Source organism: Myxococcus virescens, from assembly GCF_900101905.1.
In the GTDB taxonomy this organism is placed as follows: Bacteria; Myxococcota; Myxococcia; order Myxococcales; family Myxococcaceae; genus Myxococcus; species Myxococcus virescens.
Genome location: NZ_FNAJ01000010.1, coordinates 122931 through 140738 on the forward strand (window position 1 = coordinate 122931; position 17808 = coordinate 140738).

The 17808-nt window shown below is 70.6% G+C and carries 14 protein-coding genes; 7 read left to right on the plus strand and 7 right to left on the minus strand.

The annotated features are described in order from the left end of the window. Window positions 1–150: 150 nt before the first annotated feature. Window positions 151–717, plus strand: a complete 567-nt coding sequence (locus tag BLU09_RS26065) for a NifU family protein (protein WP_090492196.1) — start codon at window positions 151–153, stop codon at window positions 715–717. Then, entirely contained in the window at window positions 627–1634 is a 1008-nt protein-coding gene (locus BLU09_RS26070; RefSeq protein WP_090492197.1) for a class I SAM-dependent methyltransferase, read from the plus strand. Before BLU09_RS26065 ends, BLU09_RS26070 begins: the two co-directional genes overlap by 91 nt. 370 nt (window positions 1635–2004) lie before the next feature. Here BLU09_RS26070 and BLU09_RS26075 read toward each other — a convergent pair whose 3' ends face one another. The 3 genes from BLU09_RS26075 to BLU09_RS26085 all read right to left on the minus strand — a co-directional run bounded on the left by BLU09_RS26075 (window position 2005) and on the right by BLU09_RS26085 (window position 5841). After that, window positions 2005–3684 (minus strand): RluA family pseudouridine synthase, encoded by a 1680-nt coding sequence (locus BLU09_RS26075; protein ID WP_090492198.1) that lies wholly within the window; start codon window positions 3682–3684, stop codon window positions 2005–2007. A 218-nt stretch (window positions 3685–3902) separates the two neighbouring features. Next, on the minus strand, window positions 3903–5054 hold the full coding sequence (locus tag BLU09_RS26080) for a THUMP domain-containing class I SAM-dependent RNA methyltransferase (protein ID WP_090492199.1): 1152 nt from the start codon (window positions 5052–5054) through the stop codon (window positions 3903–3905). A 34-nt stretch (window positions 5055–5088) separates the two neighbouring features. Continuing rightward, a complete protein-coding gene (locus tag BLU09_RS26085; RefSeq protein WP_090492200.1) occupies window positions 5089–5841 on the minus strand; it encodes a lysophospholipid acyltransferase family protein in 753 nt (250 codons plus the stop codon). 223 nt (window positions 5842–6064) lie between these two features. On the opposite strand from BLU09_RS26085, the gene BLU09_RS26090 reads away from it, so the two are divergent. Next, complete coding sequence (locus BLU09_RS26090; protein ID WP_174257129.1) at window positions 6065–6955, plus strand: ferredoxin reductase domain-containing protein; 891 nt, start codon at window positions 6065–6067, stop codon at window positions 6953–6955. On the opposite strand, the gene BLU09_RS26095 is transcribed toward BLU09_RS26090, so the two are convergent. The 3 genes from BLU09_RS26095 to BLU09_RS26105 form a co-directional block, all read right to left on the minus strand. Beyond that, window positions 6933–8561: a sensor histidine kinase gene (locus tag BLU09_RS26095; protein ID WP_186818017.1), complete on the minus strand. Its 1629-nt coding sequence runs from the start codon at window positions 8559–8561 to the stop codon at window positions 6933–6935. The two genes, BLU09_RS26090 and BLU09_RS26095, sit on opposite strands and share 23 nt — an antisense overlap. Before the next feature lie 239 nt (window positions 8562–8800). Further along, window positions 8801–9766: a TIGR02266 family protein gene (locus BLU09_RS26100; protein WP_090492203.1), complete on the minus strand. Its 966-nt coding sequence runs from the start codon at window positions 9764–9766 to the stop codon at window positions 8801–8803. A 64-nt stretch (window positions 9767–9830) separates the two neighbouring features. Beyond that, window positions 9831–10205: a response regulator gene (locus BLU09_RS26105; RefSeq protein ID WP_002635842.1), complete on the minus strand. Its 375-nt coding sequence runs from the start codon at window positions 10203–10205 to the stop codon at window positions 9831–9833. An 82-nt stretch (window positions 10206–10287) separates the two neighbouring features. On the opposite strand from BLU09_RS26105, the gene BLU09_RS26110 reads away from it, so the two are divergent. The 4 genes from BLU09_RS26110 to BLU09_RS26125 all read left to right on the plus strand — a co-directional run bounded on the left by BLU09_RS26110 (window position 10288) and on the right by BLU09_RS26125 (window position 16734). Beyond that, a complete protein-coding gene (locus BLU09_RS26110; protein WP_186818016.1) occupies window positions 10288–11688 on the plus strand; it encodes a M20/M25/M40 family metallo-hydrolase in 1401 nt (466 codons plus the stop codon). A gap of 80 nt (window positions 11689–11768) precedes the next feature. Next, window positions 11769–12665, plus strand: a complete 897-nt coding sequence (locus BLU09_RS26115; protein WP_090492205.1) for a transcriptional regulator — start codon at window positions 11769–11771, stop codon at window positions 12663–12665. Then, window positions 12662–15727: a serine/threonine-protein kinase gene (locus BLU09_RS26120; protein ID WP_090492206.1), complete on the plus strand. Its 3066-nt coding sequence runs from the start codon at window positions 12662–12664 to the stop codon at window positions 15725–15727. The genes BLU09_RS26115 and BLU09_RS26120 overlap by 4 nt, the downstream gene beginning before the upstream one ends. A gap of 170 nt (window positions 15728–15897) precedes the next feature. Further along, window positions 15898–16734 carry a YhfC family intramembrane metalloprotease gene (locus BLU09_RS26125; protein WP_090492207.1) on the plus strand — a complete coding sequence of 279 codons (837 nt, stop codon included), beginning with the start codon at window positions 15898–15900 and terminating at the stop codon, window positions 16732–16734. 7 nt (window positions 16735–16741) lie between these two features. On the opposite strand, the gene pip is transcribed toward BLU09_RS26125, so the two are convergent. Further along, window positions 16742–17710 (minus strand): prolyl aminopeptidase, encoded by a 969-nt coding sequence (pip, locus tag BLU09_RS26130; protein ID WP_090492208.1) that lies wholly within the window; start codon window positions 17708–17710, stop codon window positions 16742–16744. Window positions 17711–17808 lie beyond the last annotated feature (98 nt).

Genomic DNA, 17808 nt, shown 5'->3' on the forward strand with positions numbered 1-17808 from the left:
TCTACGCCAAATCCACTATGAGTTCATGTATTTCTGGGATTGCGGATTGGTGCCGGAGTGGAGGGAGCGGGGGCGAGGGCGATTGCCAGCCCGCGACCCGGGTTGCTATGGGGCCGCGAGCGCCTTAGAGGAGTCGCCAAGGAGATTTGAATGTCGGTGAACATCCAGCTCGAGTGGACCCCGAACCCCAGCACGCTGAAGTACGTGGTGGACCGGCGGTTGTTGGCGGGCGGGGCGGTGAACTTCACGAACCCCGAGGACGCCCAGGCGAAGTCCCCGTTGGCGCGCAAGCTGATGGACGTGCGCGGCGTCACGGCGGTGATGATTGGCACCAACTTCGTGACGGTGACGAAGGGGGAAGAGGGCGAGTGGGACGAGCTCAATGACGAGGTCATGTCCACGCTGGACACCCACCTGACGGCCAACGAGCCGGTGGTGGACGAGGCGGCGCTGGCGGCGGCTCGCGAGGCGGCGGGCTCGTCCGGTGGTGGCACGGTGGAAGGGCGCATCCAGGACATCCTGGACAACGAAATCCGCCCTGCGGTGGCCATGGACGGTGGTGACATCACCCTGGACCGCTTCGAGGACGGCATCGTCTACCTGCACATGAAGGGCGCGTGCGCGGGATGTCCGTCGTCCACGGCGACGCTGAAGATGGGCATCGAGGGGCGCCTGCGGGAAATGATTCCCGAGGTCCTCGAGGTGGTGTCCGTCTGAGGCGCAACGTCAAAGCCTCGCAGGTCCGGCGGGAGCTGCTGCCGGACCAGTCCCCCGCGCTGCTGCGCGAGCTGCATCTGCTCACGCGCGAGGGGAACCTCAACGCGGACGCGCTGCGCAAGCTCAAGCAGGTGAACCACCTGATGGGCCTGCTGCGTCCCGCCGTGGAGGATGTCCAGGCGCGCCACCCGAACGCGGTGATGGTGGACGCGGGCAGCGGCAACGCCTACCTGGGCTTCGTCCTCTACGAGCTGTTCCTCAAGGGCGCCGCCAGCGGCACGCTGCTGTCCATTGAAGGCCGGCCGGACCTGACGGAGCGGGCCCAGGGCCGCGCCCAGCGGCTGGGCTTCACGCGGATGCAGTTCCAGACGGCGCACATCGACACGGCGCAGTACCCAGAGCGCATCCACCTGCTGATGGCGCTGCACGCGTGTGACACGGCCACGGATGATGCGCTCGTCGCGGCCATCCGCCATGGCGCGGACCACGTCGCGGTGGTGCCGTGCTGCCAGGCGGAGGTGGCCGCGCAGCTCAAGGAGAAGCGCCCGGTCGTGGCCAGCAGCGGCAGCATGTCGCTGCTGTACGCGCATGCCTGGCACCGGCGCGAGTTCGGCTCGCACCTGACGAACGTCATCCGCGCGCTGACGCTGGAGGCTTTCGGCTACCAGGTGACGGTGACGGAGCTGACGGGCTGGGAGCACTCGCTGAAGAACGAGCTGATTCTGGGGCGCCGCGTACACCGGGAGAACCGGCGCGCGCGCATGCAACTGGAGCGGCTGTTGGCGGAGACCGGGGTGAATCCCAAGCTGACGCGTGAGCTGGGCGTGAAGCCGGCGGTGTCGGCCGCGGTGGAGCCTGTCTCCGCGCCGGAGCCGGACGCCCCCGAAGATGCCTCCGAGCACGTCGTCACGCGCTGAACGCGGGCGTCTGCCATGTCGACGCAGCCTGTCTCGGCGCGGGGCAGGCCCGATGATCGCCAGCTGTGCCTTCTTGGCGCGGTGCCCCGTACTGCGGCGGTGACAGGGCCGCTCGCCTCAACAATGTCGCCCCGTCCTCGAGGGGCGTCCCTGGGGCGGCTCTGCGCTCCGTGTCCGGGAACGGTGGATGCGCGGGGGCGGCGCGTTCGGAGCGCTTGCTGTTCGGAAATGTCGGGAGATTTCGTGGCGCAAAACTCCCGACATTTCCGAACAGCGAGGTCGGGAGTCCTCACCCGGGGCCCGTGTCGATGGTGCTCCGGGCGTCGCGGCGCCCTCGTGCAGCGCGGGCTTGCGGCCGAGATACGCGAGGTCAGAAGGGAGCCGGCCGCTCCAGCGTGAGGCGCTGCCCCGTGACAGGGTGCTGGAACGACAGGGCCTCCGCATGCAGATGCAATCGAGGCCCCGGGTGGCCATAGAGGCGGTCGCCAACGATGGGCGCGCCAAGGCCCAGCGGATGGGCCGCGTGAACGCGCAACTGATGTGTCCGCCCGGTGAGCGGGAAGAGGGCCACCTTCGTGCGACCGTGGCTGCGTTCAAGCACGTGCCACTCCGTCACCGCGGGCTTGCCGTGCACGGGGTCGTGAATCTGTCGGGGCCGGTCGTCCAGGTCCACGCGCATGGGAAAGTCGATGGTGCCGCGCTCGCCCTGGACGTTGCCTTCGACCCATGCGGCGTAGCGCTTGTGCACCTCGCGCCCGGCGAACTGGCGTTGCAAGGCCGCGTAGGTGCGCGCGTCCTTCGCCGCGACGAGCAGCCCCGACGTGTCCAGGTCGAGCCGGTGCGCGAGCATCGTCCCCGCTGCTTCCGGAGTTCTCGCGCGCAGCCGGGCCAGCACGGAGTCCTCCACCGAGACGTCCTTCGCGGGCACGGAGAGCAGGCCCTCTGGCTTCTCCACCACCACGAGCCATTCGTCCTCGAAGACGATGTCCAGCCCTCGTGACGGCAGCACGGGCACCGCGAAGGGCCGGGGTGCGGCGACAGGGAGACCGTCCAGCATGTACGGCAGCAGCGGCCCGCATTTGTCCTTGCAGGCGGGGTAGTACGCGCCGGCGGCCCGGCCTCCCGCGGGAGGAGGGGCACCCCACCAGAACTCGGCGAGCGCGAGCGGACGGAAGCCCTGGGTGAGGGCATGTGCCAGGAGCTTGGGCCCGGCGCAGTCCGCCGCGCCCGATGGGGGCTCGCCTCTGGCGTAGAGGCCACGAAGGTGCCGGTGTTCTCCGCGTGCATTGGGCACCACGTAGGTGTCGTGCAGGCGCTTCATCAGCGCACGGCAGACGATGCGCCGCAGTCGCTCCATGGCGCGAAGCCGCCGCTCCATGCGAGCCCGCCGGGGCGCGAGCGCCCGCTGCGCCTCGTCGTGTTCCGCCTCCAGTCTCCGCAGTTCCGCCTTGTCCCCCCGGCTTTCCTGGTCGAGCGCATGCAGCGCCGCTCGCTTCGCCTCCTCACTCAGCGAGTCCGAGGCCATGACGTCCGTGCGCCTCGCATGGCGCTGCTTCTTCCGGGCGTCGTGTGTGGCGCGCAGTGCCGCGCGGGCCTCGGTGTGGCGCGCTTGCAACGCGTCGTGCGCGGTCAGGACGGAGGCGCGCTCGGGGGACTGGCGGAAGGCCGCCTCACGGGCCATCAGGCGCTTCACCAGGGCGTCACCCGCGGGTTCCAGCCGCTCGCGCTCGTCACGGGCGAAGAGGGGCGGCGCGAAACCGGGGAGGTCCCATCGCCCGCCAAGCATGCCCGAGAAGGCGCGGAGGAATCCGACGCGTCCGTCAGGCGCCTGGACCACGAGGATGCCGAACATCTTTCCACCCTCGGACGTGTCGAGGCACGAGGCCTCGAGTCCAGGCGCGAGATGGCCTGCCCGGAGCTCCCGCTGGAGCCATTCCGCCGCCCGGCGCGCCAGCGCGTGGGGCGCGCCCTCGTCGAAGGGGTTTGGGAAGCGCCCGGGGAGTTCGTCCACGAGGGGCTTCGGCTCGAAGGGCGTGAACCACGTTTCCACAGGCCCGCGTTACCACGGCACGGCGGCGCGGCGCATCCGGATGGCGGCCTTCGTGGCCGCTCCACCGAGGACTCCGCGCCTGCCCCCCGAGCGGCAGGGCGGCCATCGTTCCTCAGTCGGGGCCGGCTTGCCCTGCTGTCTCGGACGCGAAGGCGGCGCGCATCGGCGTATCCAGGGGCCTTGCTGTAGCGGAGGACCTCGAACGCGCCGCCTGGGCCTCACGTCACATCCAGCCCCGACAGCAGCAGCCGGCACTTGAGCCCGCCGTTCTTCACCGGAAGGCTTCGCGCACCCGTCAGTCCCAGCGCCTTCACCAGCACCGCGTCATCCGGAAGGATGACCGCCGCGCGCCACCCCACGAAGCCCTGGCGCAGCGTGTTCCCCAAGGCCCGGTACAGCGCGGGCAGGTCTTCGGCTTCGCCCACGCGCTTGCCGTAGGGCGGATTCACCACCACCAACCCCGGGCCTTCCACGGGCGCCTTCAACGTCCGCGCGTCCTGCCGCTCCAACGCGAGTGTCACCCCCGCGCGCCGGGCATTGCGCCGCGCTGTTCCCAGCGAGCCCGCGTTGATGTCGTAGCCGTGAATCGCCGCTCCTGGCGCGGGCAGCGCGTCCGCTTCCGCGCGCGCCTTGCGCCCGGCCCAGGCCTGGGCGTCGAAGGAGGGGAAGGACTCGAAGGCGAAGGCGCGCAGCAGTCCTGGCGCCCGGCGCATGGCCATCCACGCGGCCTCCACCAGGAAGGTGCCCGAGCCGCACATCGGGTCCACCAGGGGCTGCGTGCCGTCGTAGCCCGCCAGCCGGAGGATGCCCGCCGCCAGCGTCTCACGCAGGGGCGCGCGGCTCACTTCCTGGCGGTAGCCCCGGCGGTGCAGCGCATCCCCGCTGGTGTCGGCGCTCACGGTGAACGCGTCGCCCTCCACCCGCACCAGCAACGTCAGGCCCGGGCCTCCGCCCTCTTCATCGAGCGGTCCCGCGCGCTCCACCGAGGGCACGTTCCACGCATACGCCGCCGAGGAGAACACCACGTTGGGCCCTGGCACGGGGGAGCGGTTCAGGCTCACCGACAGTTTCGGTGGCGAGCGCCCATCCCAGACGTGAGACAGGTCCAGTTCAGCCAGCCGGTCGGAGAGGGTGTCGGAGTCTCCCGCGCGGAAGTGGCCCAGGCGCAGCAGCACCCGGCTGGCGCAGCGAAGGCGCAGGTTGGCGTCCTGGTGCAGGCCGGCCGGGCCCTCCAGCTCCACGCCGCCGTCCACGCGGCGAGGCTTCCAGCCCAGCGCGGAGGCTTCTGCCTCCAGGGCGGGCTCCAGGCCGGGGAGGGTGGAGACAAAGAGCTGTTCGTCGGTGCGGGCGCGTGTCACGGGAGCGTCCATTGTCCGCGTCCCGGCGCGCGCCGCAATGCTTCATTCAGGACGCGGGCGCGGAAGGCCGCTCCCAGTCCGGGGCCGGAGCCGCCGCAGCGGAGGTCTCCGCGTAGAAGCCGCGGTACTCGGGCGGCAGCAGCTCCGCCACCCGGCGCATCATCGCATCCACCAGGGCCTGCCGCGGGTCCTCGGCGCCCGCCACCTCGGCCTCCAGCGCCTCCACGCGGAAGGGCGGGCCGAAGCGCACGAAGACGTCGGCTTTGAAGAGCCGCTCGCCGCCCATGTCCGAGTCGTTGATGGGCATCAGCTTCTCCGTGCCCTGCAACGCCACCGGCACCACGGGCACGCCCGCGCGCTTGGCAATCAGCGACAGGCCCTTCTTCGCCTGGGTGAGGGTGCCCGTGCGGCTGCGCGCGCCTTCCGGGAAGATGAGCACCGACTTACCGGCCTTGAGGGTGTCCAGCGCCCGCCGCATCGCCTCGATATCGGGTGAGTTGGGCTTGATGGCGATGGTCTCCATCGTCTCCGAGGCCAGGCGCGTCATCACCGTGCTCTTCAGCTTCACCCCGGCCAGGAAGACGACCTTGCGCGGCCGGAAGGCCCGGTCCAGCGTGAAGCCGTCCGCGTTGGACAGGTGGTTGCAGAGAAAGAGACAGGGTTGGTCCGGGATGTTCTCCCGCCCCAGGACCTGCTCGTTCGCCAGGGTGTCCCAGACGCCGTTCATCAGGGCGCGGACCACCTGCTGGCGGGCGCCTTCTGGCAGCTTCGACATCAGGAAGAAGAGAATGCGCAGCACGTATTGGTCGCCTCTAGCTCAGGGGGGCAGTCGTCCCAGGCCCTCAACGCTCCACCCGCAGATGTAGTTCCGACAAGTGTCGCGCGTCAGCACCCCTCCTGTCCCGGCGCCTCGCCTGGTGGGCGAGCCGTCGTACAGCCAACGCTCATGTGGGACTGGGGGGCGGGACGGTTTTTCCTTCCCCTCTTCCCACCCTCCATGCGGGTTGGCTATGGGAGGGCGCATGAGTCTGGTCGAAGCCCGCGCGTCGCGCGCCAGGAAGCCCGTGGAATACGAGGTCACCGTCGACCATGTGCGGATGGACACGCACGACACGGCGACGCTGTTCCTGGATTTCGGCGGAGTCCCGCTGGATTACAAGGCCGGGCAGTTCCTCAACATCGACCCGCACCAGTTCCCCGCCTTGGGCCGCCTGTCGGCCTACCTCCAGGAGCAGAAGGGGCGGAAGGAGCCGCAGCGTTCCTACTCGCTCGCCTCCGCCCCTCATGAGCCGCTGGTGGCCATCACCGTGAAGGACGAGGAATTCATCCCCGGCCTCACCCGCTATCCGCCGCTCTTGTCGCCCTACCTCGTGCATGGCCGGCTCACCGGCGCGCGGATGAAGGTGATGGCCTTCATGGGGCCCTACGTGCTGCCGGAGGACGTGGAGGAGCGCACGGAGCACGTGGTCCACCTGGTGGCCGGCTCCGGCGCGGTGCCCAACTTCGCCATCCTCAAGGACGCGCTCCACCGGGGGCTGAAGCTGCGCCACACCTTCCTCTTCTCCAACAAGACGTGGGGGGACGTGCTGTACGGCGAAGAGCTGGCCGCCCTGGAGCGCCAGCACCCGGACCGCGTGCGCGTGGTGCACACGCTCACCCGTGAGACGGATGAGTCGCGCTTCGGCGCCGCCGTGCGGAAGGGCCGCGTCCACCAGTCCCTGCTGGAGGAGCTGATTCAGGACCGGGATACGTGCCTGGTGTACGCCTGCGGCCCGGCGATTACGCCGTGGGACCGGCGCAAGGCACTGGAGACGCGCACGCCCTCCACGCCGCGCTTCATGGAGACGGTGCTGGGCCACCTCCACGCGCTGGGCATCGAGGACAAGCGCATCAAACGGGAGACATACGGCTAGGCGCTCGCGGCAGCCACAGCTCGAAGCGAGCACCGCCGCGAGGCCGGCTGCTGGCGCGCACGCTGCCCTCATGCGCCAGCACCACGCGCCGGACAATGGCCAGCCCCAGCCCCCGCCCGTTGGCGCGGGTGAGGAAGAAAGGCTGGAAGACGCGCTGCGGGTCCACGTCGGGAATGCCGGGCCCTTCGTCCTCCACCACCAGGCGCACGCCGCCGTCCGCGGGCTCCACCGTCATCCGCACCTTGCCGCCCGCGGGTGAGGCCTGCACGGCGTTGCGCACCAGGTGCGTCACCGCCAGTTGGAGCAGCGTCTCGTCCCCTTCGAGTGGAGGCGTCTCCTCGGCCTCGTCCACGCTGAAGCGCAGCGTGGGGGCGTCTGGCGGGCCATGCATCTGCCCCAGCGCCCGGCGCACCAGCTCGCCCAACTGCACGGGGCGGGGGCGCGGCTCCAACGGGCGCACCACGTCCAGCAGGTCCCGGACGATGTCCTCCAGCCGGATGGCCTCCTCCTCCAGCATGCCCACCGCGGCCTGTCCCGTGGGCCCCAGGTGGGCCTCGCGGCGCAGCACGGCCACCGCGTTGAGGATGGCGCCCAGGGGATTGCGCACCTCGTGGGCCACGACGCCCGCGGCCTCGCCCAGCACCTCCAGCCGCTCGCGCGCCACCAGCTCGTCCTGGAGCCGGGACACCTCCTCCAGCCGCACCGCGGACATCTGGTGGTGGCGCACGTTCTCCAGCGCGCCGCCCACCAGCTGCGCGAACAGCTCCAGGGTGCTGGCGCCCGCGGGGGTGAGGGCGGGGCCCTGCACGGAGAGCACGCCGAACGGATGCCCGTCCACGAGGATGGGCGCGTCCAGCCCGCGCATGTCCGGTGGATGCAGCTGGCACACGGGGCTCTCCCCGTTGGCGGAAGGCGGGAAGCGCGCCACGCCGAGCATGTCGTGGTGGAAGGCCGCCTTGCGCCGCTCGAGCACCTCCAGGAAGTGCGGCAGCGCGGCGTTCGGAATGCGCACGTCCGCCAGGGGCATGCCGTAGAGCTGTTCGGCCTCGGCCACGATGAAGGGGTTCTGCCGCAGGGGGCCGTACCGGAAAGCGTCGCCGTCCACGTAGACGACGGACACGGAGAAGCCCTGGCGGTAGATGGCGTCCACGGCCGTCTCCAGCACCGACCGCTCGTCGCGGCAGCGGAGCATCGTCGCGGCGGCCGCCACCAACGCCTCCGTGAGGCGCCGCACGGAGTCCTCCGCTTCCGCCTCCAGCAGCACCACCACCAGCTCGTCCGGGTGCGTTCCGGGCGCATGCCTCAGGGCCAGCGTGCGTTGGGGGCCGTTCGCCGGCTGCACGCGCACCCACACGGGGCCTTCGGGCAGCGGCCCGCCGTGGACGAGGGATTCATACAGCGGCTCCACCCAGCCGCGCTCCGCGGGGACGAAGCGGCGGATGCATTCGGAGAGCGACAGGGCTTCCAGCTCCGCCGCCGGAACGCCCAGCAGGGTGGCGAGCGCCGCGTTGACCCGTAGCACCTGTTCGCCGCGGATGAGGGCGGTGGGGAGGGGCATCGCTTCGAGCAGCCGGTATTCGGCGGAGGCGGTGGACACGGCGGTCATCCTCTGAGTCCACCGCCCCGTCCGCAAGGGAACTTCAGCGGAGCCGGCGACGGCGGACGCAATGGGTTTTTCCGCACCCCGTATGGAAGGGCGAGGGGCAACACTCGGAGGGCACGACGATGATCTTCAAGAACCTGATGGACCGCGATGACCTGGAGCTGAAGGCTGTCATGGCCGTGACGGCGGCCTTCGTGATGATGGGCGCCGTCTTCCTGGGACAGATGCTGTAGCGCCTGGCCTCAGGGCTTCTTCTTCAGTTCCTTGGCGCGAGCCAGATACTTCTGAACGAACTCCTTCTCCTCCGGGCGAAGGTGGCTCAGACGCAACCCGTAGCCGCGCGGGTTCTTTCCGTCCTCCAGCGAATTCTCCCAGATGACGGAGCTGCGGAGCGTCAGCACCCGGGGCGGCTCATCGAAGCGCAAGGTGAGCTCCACCAAGGTCCCCAGCCGCAGCGGCTTGTCCGTGGCGATGAACAGTCCGCCCGATGACAGGTTGATGATGCGGTGGTCGGTGAAGATGCCCGCGTTCTGCAGCGTCACCTTCACGTCCGCGTGGATGCGGTCATCCGAACGCCGCTCCAGGCCGACGAACTCCGCGCTGGAATAGGTGGGCGCCGCCGCGGCCCGGCGCATGGCCGGGGCGGGCGGTGGAGGCGCGGCCTGCACGGGGCGCGGCGGGGGCGCGGCGGGCACGACGGGCGCGCGCACCGCCGCGGGGGCCGCGTGCACCACCGGCGGGGGCCGGGGCGGCGCGGCGGGCACGACGGGCGGTGGAGGGCGGGGCGCCTGCGCCGCCTGCGTCCAGGTGGCCTCCGCGTCGCGCATGCGGCGCGACAGGAAGTCGAAGATCTCCGCCGAGACCTTCTTCAGCTCCGGATGCGTGTCCGGGGACACGTGGTCCGGCGTGAAGCGCCTGGCCATTCGGAAGTAGGCCAGACGCAGCTCGTCCAGGTTGGCGGTGGGCTTGAGGCCAAAGACTTCGTGGGCCGGCAGGCTTTGCATGGCGCGCATCTGCGCGCGCAGGCGCTCGGCTTGCTGCAGCTCCAGGGAGGGCGTGGGACGCGCGCTGGCGAACAAGTCGCTCAGCTCGGCCAGCTCCGGCAGGGCGACCCAGTTCGTCCCATCCCGCGAGGCGCGCACCGCGGCCTTCAAGCGTCCGGAGGAAATCAGTTCCCGGAGGGCCTGGAGCGCCAGGGGCCCCAGCACACGTCCGAGATGGTCCGCGACCCAGTAACCGACAGCAGAAGACGACACGAAAACACCCCGGGGGTCAGTGAGCCAACGCCTGGCGCACGGCCGAGGCGATCTCGAGCGGATGGAAGGGCTTGCCCACGAAGCCCACGGCGCCCGCCGCCATGGCCTGCTCCACGACGGGCTCCGCGTCCATGCTGCTGATGACCAACACACGCGTGGTGGGCGACACCGTCTTGATGGCGCCCAGGACCTCCAGTCCACTCTTCTTCGGCATGAACAGGTCCAGGAACATCACCGCGGGCTTCTCCCGCGCGGCCACGGCCAGGCCTTCCTCACCGTCCGCGGCCTCGAGCAGCCGCAGCTCGATGCCCGTGTCGGCGATGACGTCCTTCAGGATACGGCGCACGAAACTGTCGTCATCGACGAGCAGCAGGGTCGGGGTGTCGGACATGGCTCCGGATGATACTTGGACCGCGCAACATCCGCGCGGGGACATGGCACGCCTGCCCGCCTTTTTGGGTTAAGGGGTGGGCATGTCCACCGACAACGCTCTCTCACACTTCGAGTCGAAAAAGCAGACGTACCTGGAGGACCTCAAGTCCCTCGTCCGGATTCCCAGTGTCTCATTTCCTGGCTTCGATGCGACGCAGGTACGACGCAGCGCGGAAGCGACTGCACGGCTGTTGAAAGACCGTGGTTTTGAAAACGTTCAGCTACTCGAAATCGAGGGCACGCACCCCTACGTCTATGGCGAGGTGCTCAAGGCGCCGGGCAAGCCCACGCTGCTGCTCTACGCGCACCATGACGTGCAGCCCGCGGGTGACGAGGCCGCGTGGAAGAGCCCTCCGTTCGAGCCGGTGGAGCGCGACGGCCGGCTGTACGGCCGCGGCTCGGCGGACGACAAGGCGGGCATCGTCGTGCACACGTCCGCGGTGGAGTCGTGGCTGAAGGGCGCGGGAGCGTTGCCGCTCAACGTGAAGGTCATCATCGAGGGCGAGGAGGAGATTGGCAGCAACTTCCTGGGCGCCTTCCTCCAGAAGCACGCGGCGCTCCTGAAGGCGGACGCCATCGTCCTCACCGACACGTCCAACTTCGACACCGGCCTGCCGTCCATCACCACCGCGCTGCGCGGGCTCGTCACGGTGGACGTGGAGGTGCGCGCGCTGCGGCAGGCGGTGCACTCGGGCATGTGGGGCGGGCCGGTGCCGGACCCCGTGATGGCGCTGTGCCGGATGCTGGCCACGCTGACGCACGCGGATGGCTCCATCGCCATTGAAGGCATCCGCGAGCGCGTGAAGCCGCTGACGGACGGAGAGCGCCAGAGCATCCAATCCCTGCCCGGAGACGAGGCGCACTTCCGCGCGCAGTCGGGCCTGCTGCCGGGCGCGCAGGTGCTGGGAGGCGGGGCGCATCCGTGGGAGATGAACTGGCGTCAGCCGAGCATCGCCATCAATGCCATCCAGGCCAGCAGCCGCAAGGACGCGCGCAACATCATCTGTGATTCGGCCTGGGCGCGGGTGGGCATCCGCATCGTCCCGGACCTGGAGGCGCGCGACGTGGAGCAGCGCCTGAAGGAGCACCTGCGCAAGGTGTGCCCGTGGGGGTTGGACGTCCACTTCGACACGGAGGGTGCGTCCGGTTGGTGGTACACGGACCCGTCCCACCCCGCGTTCCAGGCGGCCTTCCGAGCGCTGGAGAAGGGCTACGGCACGAAGGCGGTCGCCATTGGCTGCGGCGCCTCCATTCCCTTCGTGGAGCCCTTCGCGAAGGAGCTGGGCGGCGTGCCCGCGCTGCTCATCGGCGTGGAGGACCCGTACACCTATGCCCATTCGGAGAACGAAAGCCTGCACCTGGGCGACTGGGAGAAGTCCATCCGCAGCGCCATCCACCTCTACGCGGAGCTGGCCGAGGCCCTGAGCGCGCGAAAGGCTTGAGCACCCGGTGGCTCCAGGGCCCTGGTCTCGTTGAATCATGGGCTTGATGTATCGTCAGCGTGATGTCAGGAGCGCTTGGGATGCATGGGGCGAACGCGGAGTTCTTCGAGTGGGTGTTGCAGGCTGCTGGCGAGCCGTCCTCCGCTCGCCTCCGTGCGGCGCCGAGTGCCAGGGAGGCCGTGGACCGCGCCGTCTCCCTGGCCGCGGCCCTCCAAGCCGCCGCGCCTGAGTCCAGGGCCTTCGCTCAACACCTGGGGGCGCTGCTTTCGCGAGCGGTGGACCCGGTGCTCGCGCTGGAGCGGCTGCATGCCAGGGACGTCGCGCTCGCGCTCTCCTGCGCGCAGGGACTGCCAGCGGCCCGTGCGCTCCTGGAGCAGGAGGTCCTCCTCAAGCTGCGCGTCTCCCTGGCGCGCATCCACCCCTCGCCGGCGTTCACGGACGAGGTGTTGCAAGCGCTCCGGGCCAACCTCCTGATGCCTCGCGCGGAGGCTCCGTCCCGGTTGCTCGGGTACGCGGGCGCGGGCCCGCTGCTGCACTGGGTGAGCATCTCCGCGACGCGGCTCGCGCTGCGGATGCGCAAGGCGCTGGGAGAAGAGTCCCACGTGGAGGCCGAGGTGCTCGCTGCACACCCCGCGCCGGGCGGCCTGGAGCTGGGCTTCGTGCGGGAGGAGGCGCGGGGGCATGTGCGCGCGGCCTTCGTCCGGGCGGTGGCCTCGCTGGATGATGAGGACCGGGAGTTGCTGCGGCTCCACTTCGTGGAGCGCCTCTCCCTGGAGCGCATGGGCGCCCTGTTCGACCTGCACAAGTCCACCCTCTCACGCCGGCTCAGCGCGGTGCAGTCACTGCTGGAGAAACGGACGCGGCGCGCACTCGCTGAACGCCTGTCGTTGCCCGAGCCGGAAGTGGACAGCGTGATGCGCGCCATCCATGGACGGTTGGACTTGAGCCTCTCCGGCCTGCTGGAGGGGCGCGAGTGAGCTGCCCGGATGAGAACGCACTGTCGGGGTTCGCGAACGGCGCGTTGGACCCCGAGGGCATGACGACGGTGCGCCAGCATGTCTCCGGCTGCTCGGAGTGCCGGAGCGTGCTCGCCGCGCTGGGGGGGCTGGAGAATCCTCCCCCGTTGGTCGACACGGGGCTGCTCGTCTCCGGTGCGCGGGTGGGACGGTACGTGGTGCTCGGGCTGCTCGGCGAAGGTGGCATGGGGCGCGTCCACGCCGCCTATGACCCGGAGCTGGACCGGAAGGTGGCGCTGAAGCTGCTGAACCTCGCGAGGCTCGGGGAGGACTCGCTGGCCCAGGCGCGTCAGCGATTGGAGCGCGAGGCCCGCACGATGGCCCGCCTGTCGCATCCCCATGTCGCCCAGTTGCATGACGTGGGCGAGTTCCAGGGACAGCTCTTCCTGGTGATGGAACTCGTCGAGGGCGGCACGCTCCGGCGGTGGCTGGCGGAGACGCCGCGCACGCGCCGGGAAATCCTGGCGCGCTTCACCCAGGCGGCGGATGGGCTCGCGGCCACGCACGCGCTGGGCATCATCCACCGCGACTTCAAGCCCGACAACGTCCTGCTGACGCGCGACGGCCAGGTGCGCATCACCGACTTTGGCCTGGCCAACGCCGCGGTGGGACTGGGGCCGCCTCGGGAGGATTTGGCCATCGACTCCGGCGACGCGCCACTCACCGTCACCGGCACGTTCCTGGGGACGCCCGCCTATGGCGCGCCGGAGCAGCTTCGCGGAGAGCGGGGGGATGCCCGTTCGGACCAGTTCGCCTTCTGCGTCGCGCTCTACGAGGCGCTCAACGGGCAGCGGCCCTTCGCGGGTGCCACGCGCGAGGAGCTCCTGGCGTCCATGCAGCGCCAGGAGGTGCGTCCGGAGCAGCGGGGCGTGCCCTCGTGGCTCAAGGCCGTGGTGCGGCGGGGCCTCTCCGTGGACCCGTCGCGGCGCTTCGAGTCCATGCAGGTGCTGCGAGCCCGCCTCGCGCGGCAGGTGGGGGCCTGGAAGCGCAGCGCGGCCACGGCGGTGCTCGCGGGAGGACTGGTGGGCCTGGGGTTCCTCGTGCTGGGGCCTTCCGCGGCGGCGCCGAGCGAAGTCTGCCAGGGCAGTGAACGGCACCTCGAGGGCATCTGGGACGCGCCCGTGCGTGAGTCCACGCGTCAGGCCTTCCTGAGGACGGGAGACCCCGCGGCCGAGGCCTCGTTCCAGGCCGTGGCCTCCACGCTGGAGCAGTGGACGCAGGACTGGACGCGCGCGCATCAGTCCGCGTGCGAGGCGACGCGTGTCTTCGGCGAGCAGTCGGAAGCGGCGCTGGGGCTGCGGATGACGTGCCTGGACCAGCGGTTGGGAGAGCTGTCGCGGCTGACGGCGGCGCTCCAGGGGGCGGACGCGCGGACGGTGGAGCGGGGCTTCGGGCTGGGGGCCTCGCTCGGAGGCGTGGGCGGGTGCGCGGACGTGCGCACGTTGCAGGAGGCCGTGTCTCCGCCGGAGGACCCGACGGCGCGCGCGGAGGTGGAGGCGGTGCGCGCGGAGCTCGCGCGGGCGAACGCGAAGCGGCTCGCGGGGCATACCCCCGAGGGCCTGCGAATCGCGCTTGCCGCCCGGGAGCGCGCGCTCGCCACCCATCATCGGCCGCTGGAAGCCGAGGCACATCATCTCTGCTCGCGATTGCAGGAGGACGCGGGGGCCATCGAGGACGCGCGCGAGTCCCTGGTCCAGGGCGCTCTGGCGGCCGAGGCAGGGCGGCATCTGGGCGTGCTCGCGCGGGTGCTGCACTTCCAGGCCTGGCTGCATGGGTACGGAATGGGACGGCCCCAGGAGGCGTGGCCCTTCCTCCATCGCGCCCGGGCCCTGGCGGAGACGCTGCGAGACGCCGAGCTGGACACCCTGCTGGACCAGGTGCAGGCGGAGCTCCTGGAGCAGGAGGGCCGCTTCTCGGAGGCCGAGTCGCTGCTCCGTGCCTTGTTGGAAACCGCCAGCGCCCGGGGCCAGTCGTACACGCACGCGGAGCTGAACGGCCGGTTGGGATTGCTGGCCCAGCAACAGGGACGGTTGCTGGAGGCGAAGCGTTGGCAGGAGGAGGCGCTGCGCGTCCGTGAGAAGCACTTCGGGCCGGCGCACCGGGACACGGGACGGGCCCTGTCGAACCTGGGGGGCACGTTGGCCCTCCTGGGGGAGCTGTCGAGCGCCGAGGCCGTCCTCAAGCGGGCGCTGGGCATCCTTCGCCAGACGCTGGGTTCGGAGAACCTGTCGGTGGCCCGGACCTTGTCCAACCTGACCCTCGTCTACGTCGAGTGGGGGCATGCGGCCCAGGCGCGGGAGGCCGCGGAGGAGAGCTGGGCCGTGGCGCTCAAGAGCGTGGCCGCCGACAGCCCGGTGTTGATAGGGGTGAAGTCGAATCGGCTGGGGGTGCTGGGCGAGCAGGGCGAGCGCTTGCCGGAGCTGGAGTATGCCCGAGGCCTCCTGGCGCATCGGGAGCGTGCCTATGGCGCCACCCATCCGGAGGTGGCGCTGGATGCGCACGAGGTGGGCCGGCTGCTGCGTCTGCTGGGGCGTCCGGGCGAGGCCCGTGGCTTCCACGCTCGCGGTGTCTCGCTCCAGCGGCCCCTGGCCGACAAGGGGGAGCTGGATGGCACGTCGCTGCGCTACCTGTCGGATGCGCTGCTCTTCCTGGGGCAGGTGGACGAGGCACGCCTTCACATCGAGCAGGCGCTCGTGGTCATGGAGAGAGATTTGGGGCCGTCGTCGTCCGAGCGCATGGAGGCGCTGCTGCTCCTAGGGGACGTCCATCTCGCGCGAGGTCAGCCCGCCGAGGCCCTGGCGCCGCTGCGGACCGCGCTGGCGGACCTCACGGCCCGGCAGGTGGTCTCCGCCCGCGTTCCCAGGCTGCGCCGCCGGCTCGCGCGGGCGCTTCGGTTGACGGGCGCGGTGGAAGAGGCCTGCGGAGAGGCCCGCCGCGCCTGGGAGGAGCTGTCCGTGTGGCGCAAGGCCTATGTCCAGGAGACGGCGGACGCGCGGACCGAGCTGGGGCACTGTCGCGGATGACCATCGATTGCATGTAACGGGCGTCGCCCGCAGAGAGCGGCTCCGCCTGTTTTCGGGTCAAGGCCGCCAGGTCTTGAAGACTGGCACTTTCCCCTGGATTCGGGCGGCGCTTCGCTGGTGTCTTCGAGGCCGGGAGCCGGGGCCTGTGCCTCCTGGCGGAGGGAGACCGCGTGGATGCTGTGGATACGAGGCTGGTCGCCAGCTACGCGGTGGCCATCGCCTTCGACGTGCTGATGCCGGTGGGCATGGTGCTGTGGGCGCGCCGGCGGCTGGGCGTGGCCTGGAAGGTGGTGGGCTGGGGCGCGGCGGCGTTCGCGCTGTCGCAGTTGCTCACCCGGCTGCCCATGGTGCAGGTGGCGCAGTACTTCATGCGCGACGCGCTGAAGACGTCCTCGGTGCTGCTGGGCGTCTGGATTGTCGTGCTGTCCCTCACCGCGGGCCTCTTCGAGGAGACGGCGCGGCTGTGGGCCTTCCGCAAGCCGCTGAAGGACTTCCGCCGCTGGCGCGACGCGGTGGGCTTCGGCGTGGGCCACGGCGGCCTGGAGTCGGCGCTGCTGGTGGGCGGGCTGGCGGCGCTGGGGCTCGTCAACGTCATCGCCCTGTCCAGGTTGGACCCCTCCACCTTGCCGCTGAAGCCGGAGCAGGTGGCGCAGGTGGTGGAAGCCAAGGCGACCATCGCCGCGCTGGACTGGTGGATGCCGCTGCTGGGGGCCTACGAGCGGCTGGGCTCCATGGTGGTGCACATCGCGCTGTCGGTGGTGGTGCTCCAGCGCTTCATCCGTGGCGAGGTGAAGTGGTACTGGCTCGCGGTGGGCGCCCACGCCGTCTTCAACGCGCTGACGGTGGTGGTGGGGAAGCTGGCCAACGCGGCGTGGGGACAGCAGGCAGGGGCGTTCGCGGGCGAAGCCATGGTGACGGTGGCCGCGCTGGTGGGCCTGTGGGTCATCCTCTATTTCCGCCGCGTGGACGCGGAGCGCGACACGGCGGCGATTCAGGCGCTGACGTGAGCAGGCGCTAGCGCCCGCGGAAGCGGTCCGTGGCATCCACCAGCGCGGAGGTGTTGCCCGGCTCGTTCGCGGAGTGCCCCGCGTCGGACACCATGACGAACTCCGCCTCCGGCCACGCCTTGTGCAGGGCCCAGGCGCTCTCTGGGGGGCACACCACGTCATAGCGCCCCTGGACGATGACGGCGGGGATGTTGCGGATGCGGTGCACGTCGTCGAGCAACTGGGTGTCGCTGCGCAGGAAGCCCCGGTTGACGAAGTAGTGGCATTCGATGCGGGCGAAGGCGAGCGCGAAGGCGTCCCCGCTGTTGCGCGCCACCAGCTCCGCGTTGGGGTACAGGCAACTGGTGCGTCCTTCCCACACGCTCCACGCGCGCGCGGCCTCCTGCTGCGCCTTCACGTCGGAGCCCATCAGCCGGCGGTGGTAGGCCGCCAGCAGGTCCCCACGCTCCTCGAGCGGAATGGGCTCCAGGTAGTACTCCCACGCGTCCGGGAAGAGGGCGCTGGCGCCTCGCTGATAGAACCAGTCAATCTCCTGCTTGCGGAGCAGGAAGATGCCGCGCAGCACCAGCTCCGAGACGCGCTCGGGATGTGTCTGGGCATAGGCCAGGGACAGGGTGCTGCCCCATGAGCCGCCGAAGAGCTGCCACCGGGAGATGTCCAGGAACTCGCGCAGCCGCTCCATGTCGGCCACCAGGTTCCAGGTGGTGTTCTCCTCCAGGCTCGCGTGCGGGGTGCTGCGTCCGCAGCCGCGCTGGTCGAACAGGATGATGCGGTACGCGGCCGGGTCGAAGAAGCGGCGCTGTCGCGGGTCCGTTCCTCCGCCGGGCCCCCCGTGGACGAAGAGCACCGGCTTGCCCTCTGGATTGCCGCTCTCCTCGAAGTACACCTCATGCCCACCGGAGACGCGCAGGCGTCCGGTGCGGTAGGGCTCCAGGGGCGGGTACAGCGAACGCAGCGGACGGTGGGACACGGACACGGGCAGGCCTTCCGTAGCGGTGGGAGCGGCTGACCCTACCAGGGGCCCCGCCGGGGGCCTTCCGTCCGCGGGTGGCAGGGCGTCTGGAGTGTGCGGCG

Excerpts from the sequence above, each read along its gene's own strand:
- BLU09_RS26065 (WP_090492196.1), top strand. The coding sequence starts at position 151 with ATGTCGGTGAACATCCAGCTCGAGTGGACCCCGAACCCCAGCACGCTG.
- BLU09_RS26070 (WP_090492197.1), top strand. The coding sequence starts at position 627 with ATGTCCGTCGTCCACGGCGACGCTGAAGATGGGCATCGAGGGGCGCCT.
- BLU09_RS26080 (WP_090492199.1), bottom strand. The coding sequence starts at position 5,054 with ATGGACGCTCCCGTGACACGCGCCCGCACCGACGAACAGCTCTTTGTC.
- BLU09_RS26090 (WP_174257129.1), top strand. The coding sequence starts at position 6,065 with ATGAGTCTGGTCGAAGCCCGCGCGTCGCGCGCCAGGAAGCCCGTGGAA.
- BLU09_RS26095 (WP_186818017.1), bottom strand. The coding sequence starts at position 8,561 with ATGACCGCCGTGTCCACCGCCTCCGCCGAATACCGGCTGCTCGAAGCG.
- BLU09_RS26105 (WP_002635842.1), bottom strand. The coding sequence starts at position 10,205 with ATGTCCGACACCCCGACCCTGCTGCTCGTCGATGACGACAGTTTCGTG.
- BLU09_RS26110 (WP_186818016.1), top strand. The coding sequence starts at position 10,288 with ATGTCCACCGACAACGCTCTCTCACACTTCGAGTCGAAAAAGCAGACG.
- BLU09_RS26115 (WP_090492205.1), top strand. The coding sequence starts at position 11,769 with ATGCATGGGGCGAACGCGGAGTTCTTCGAGTGGGTGTTGCAGGCTGCT.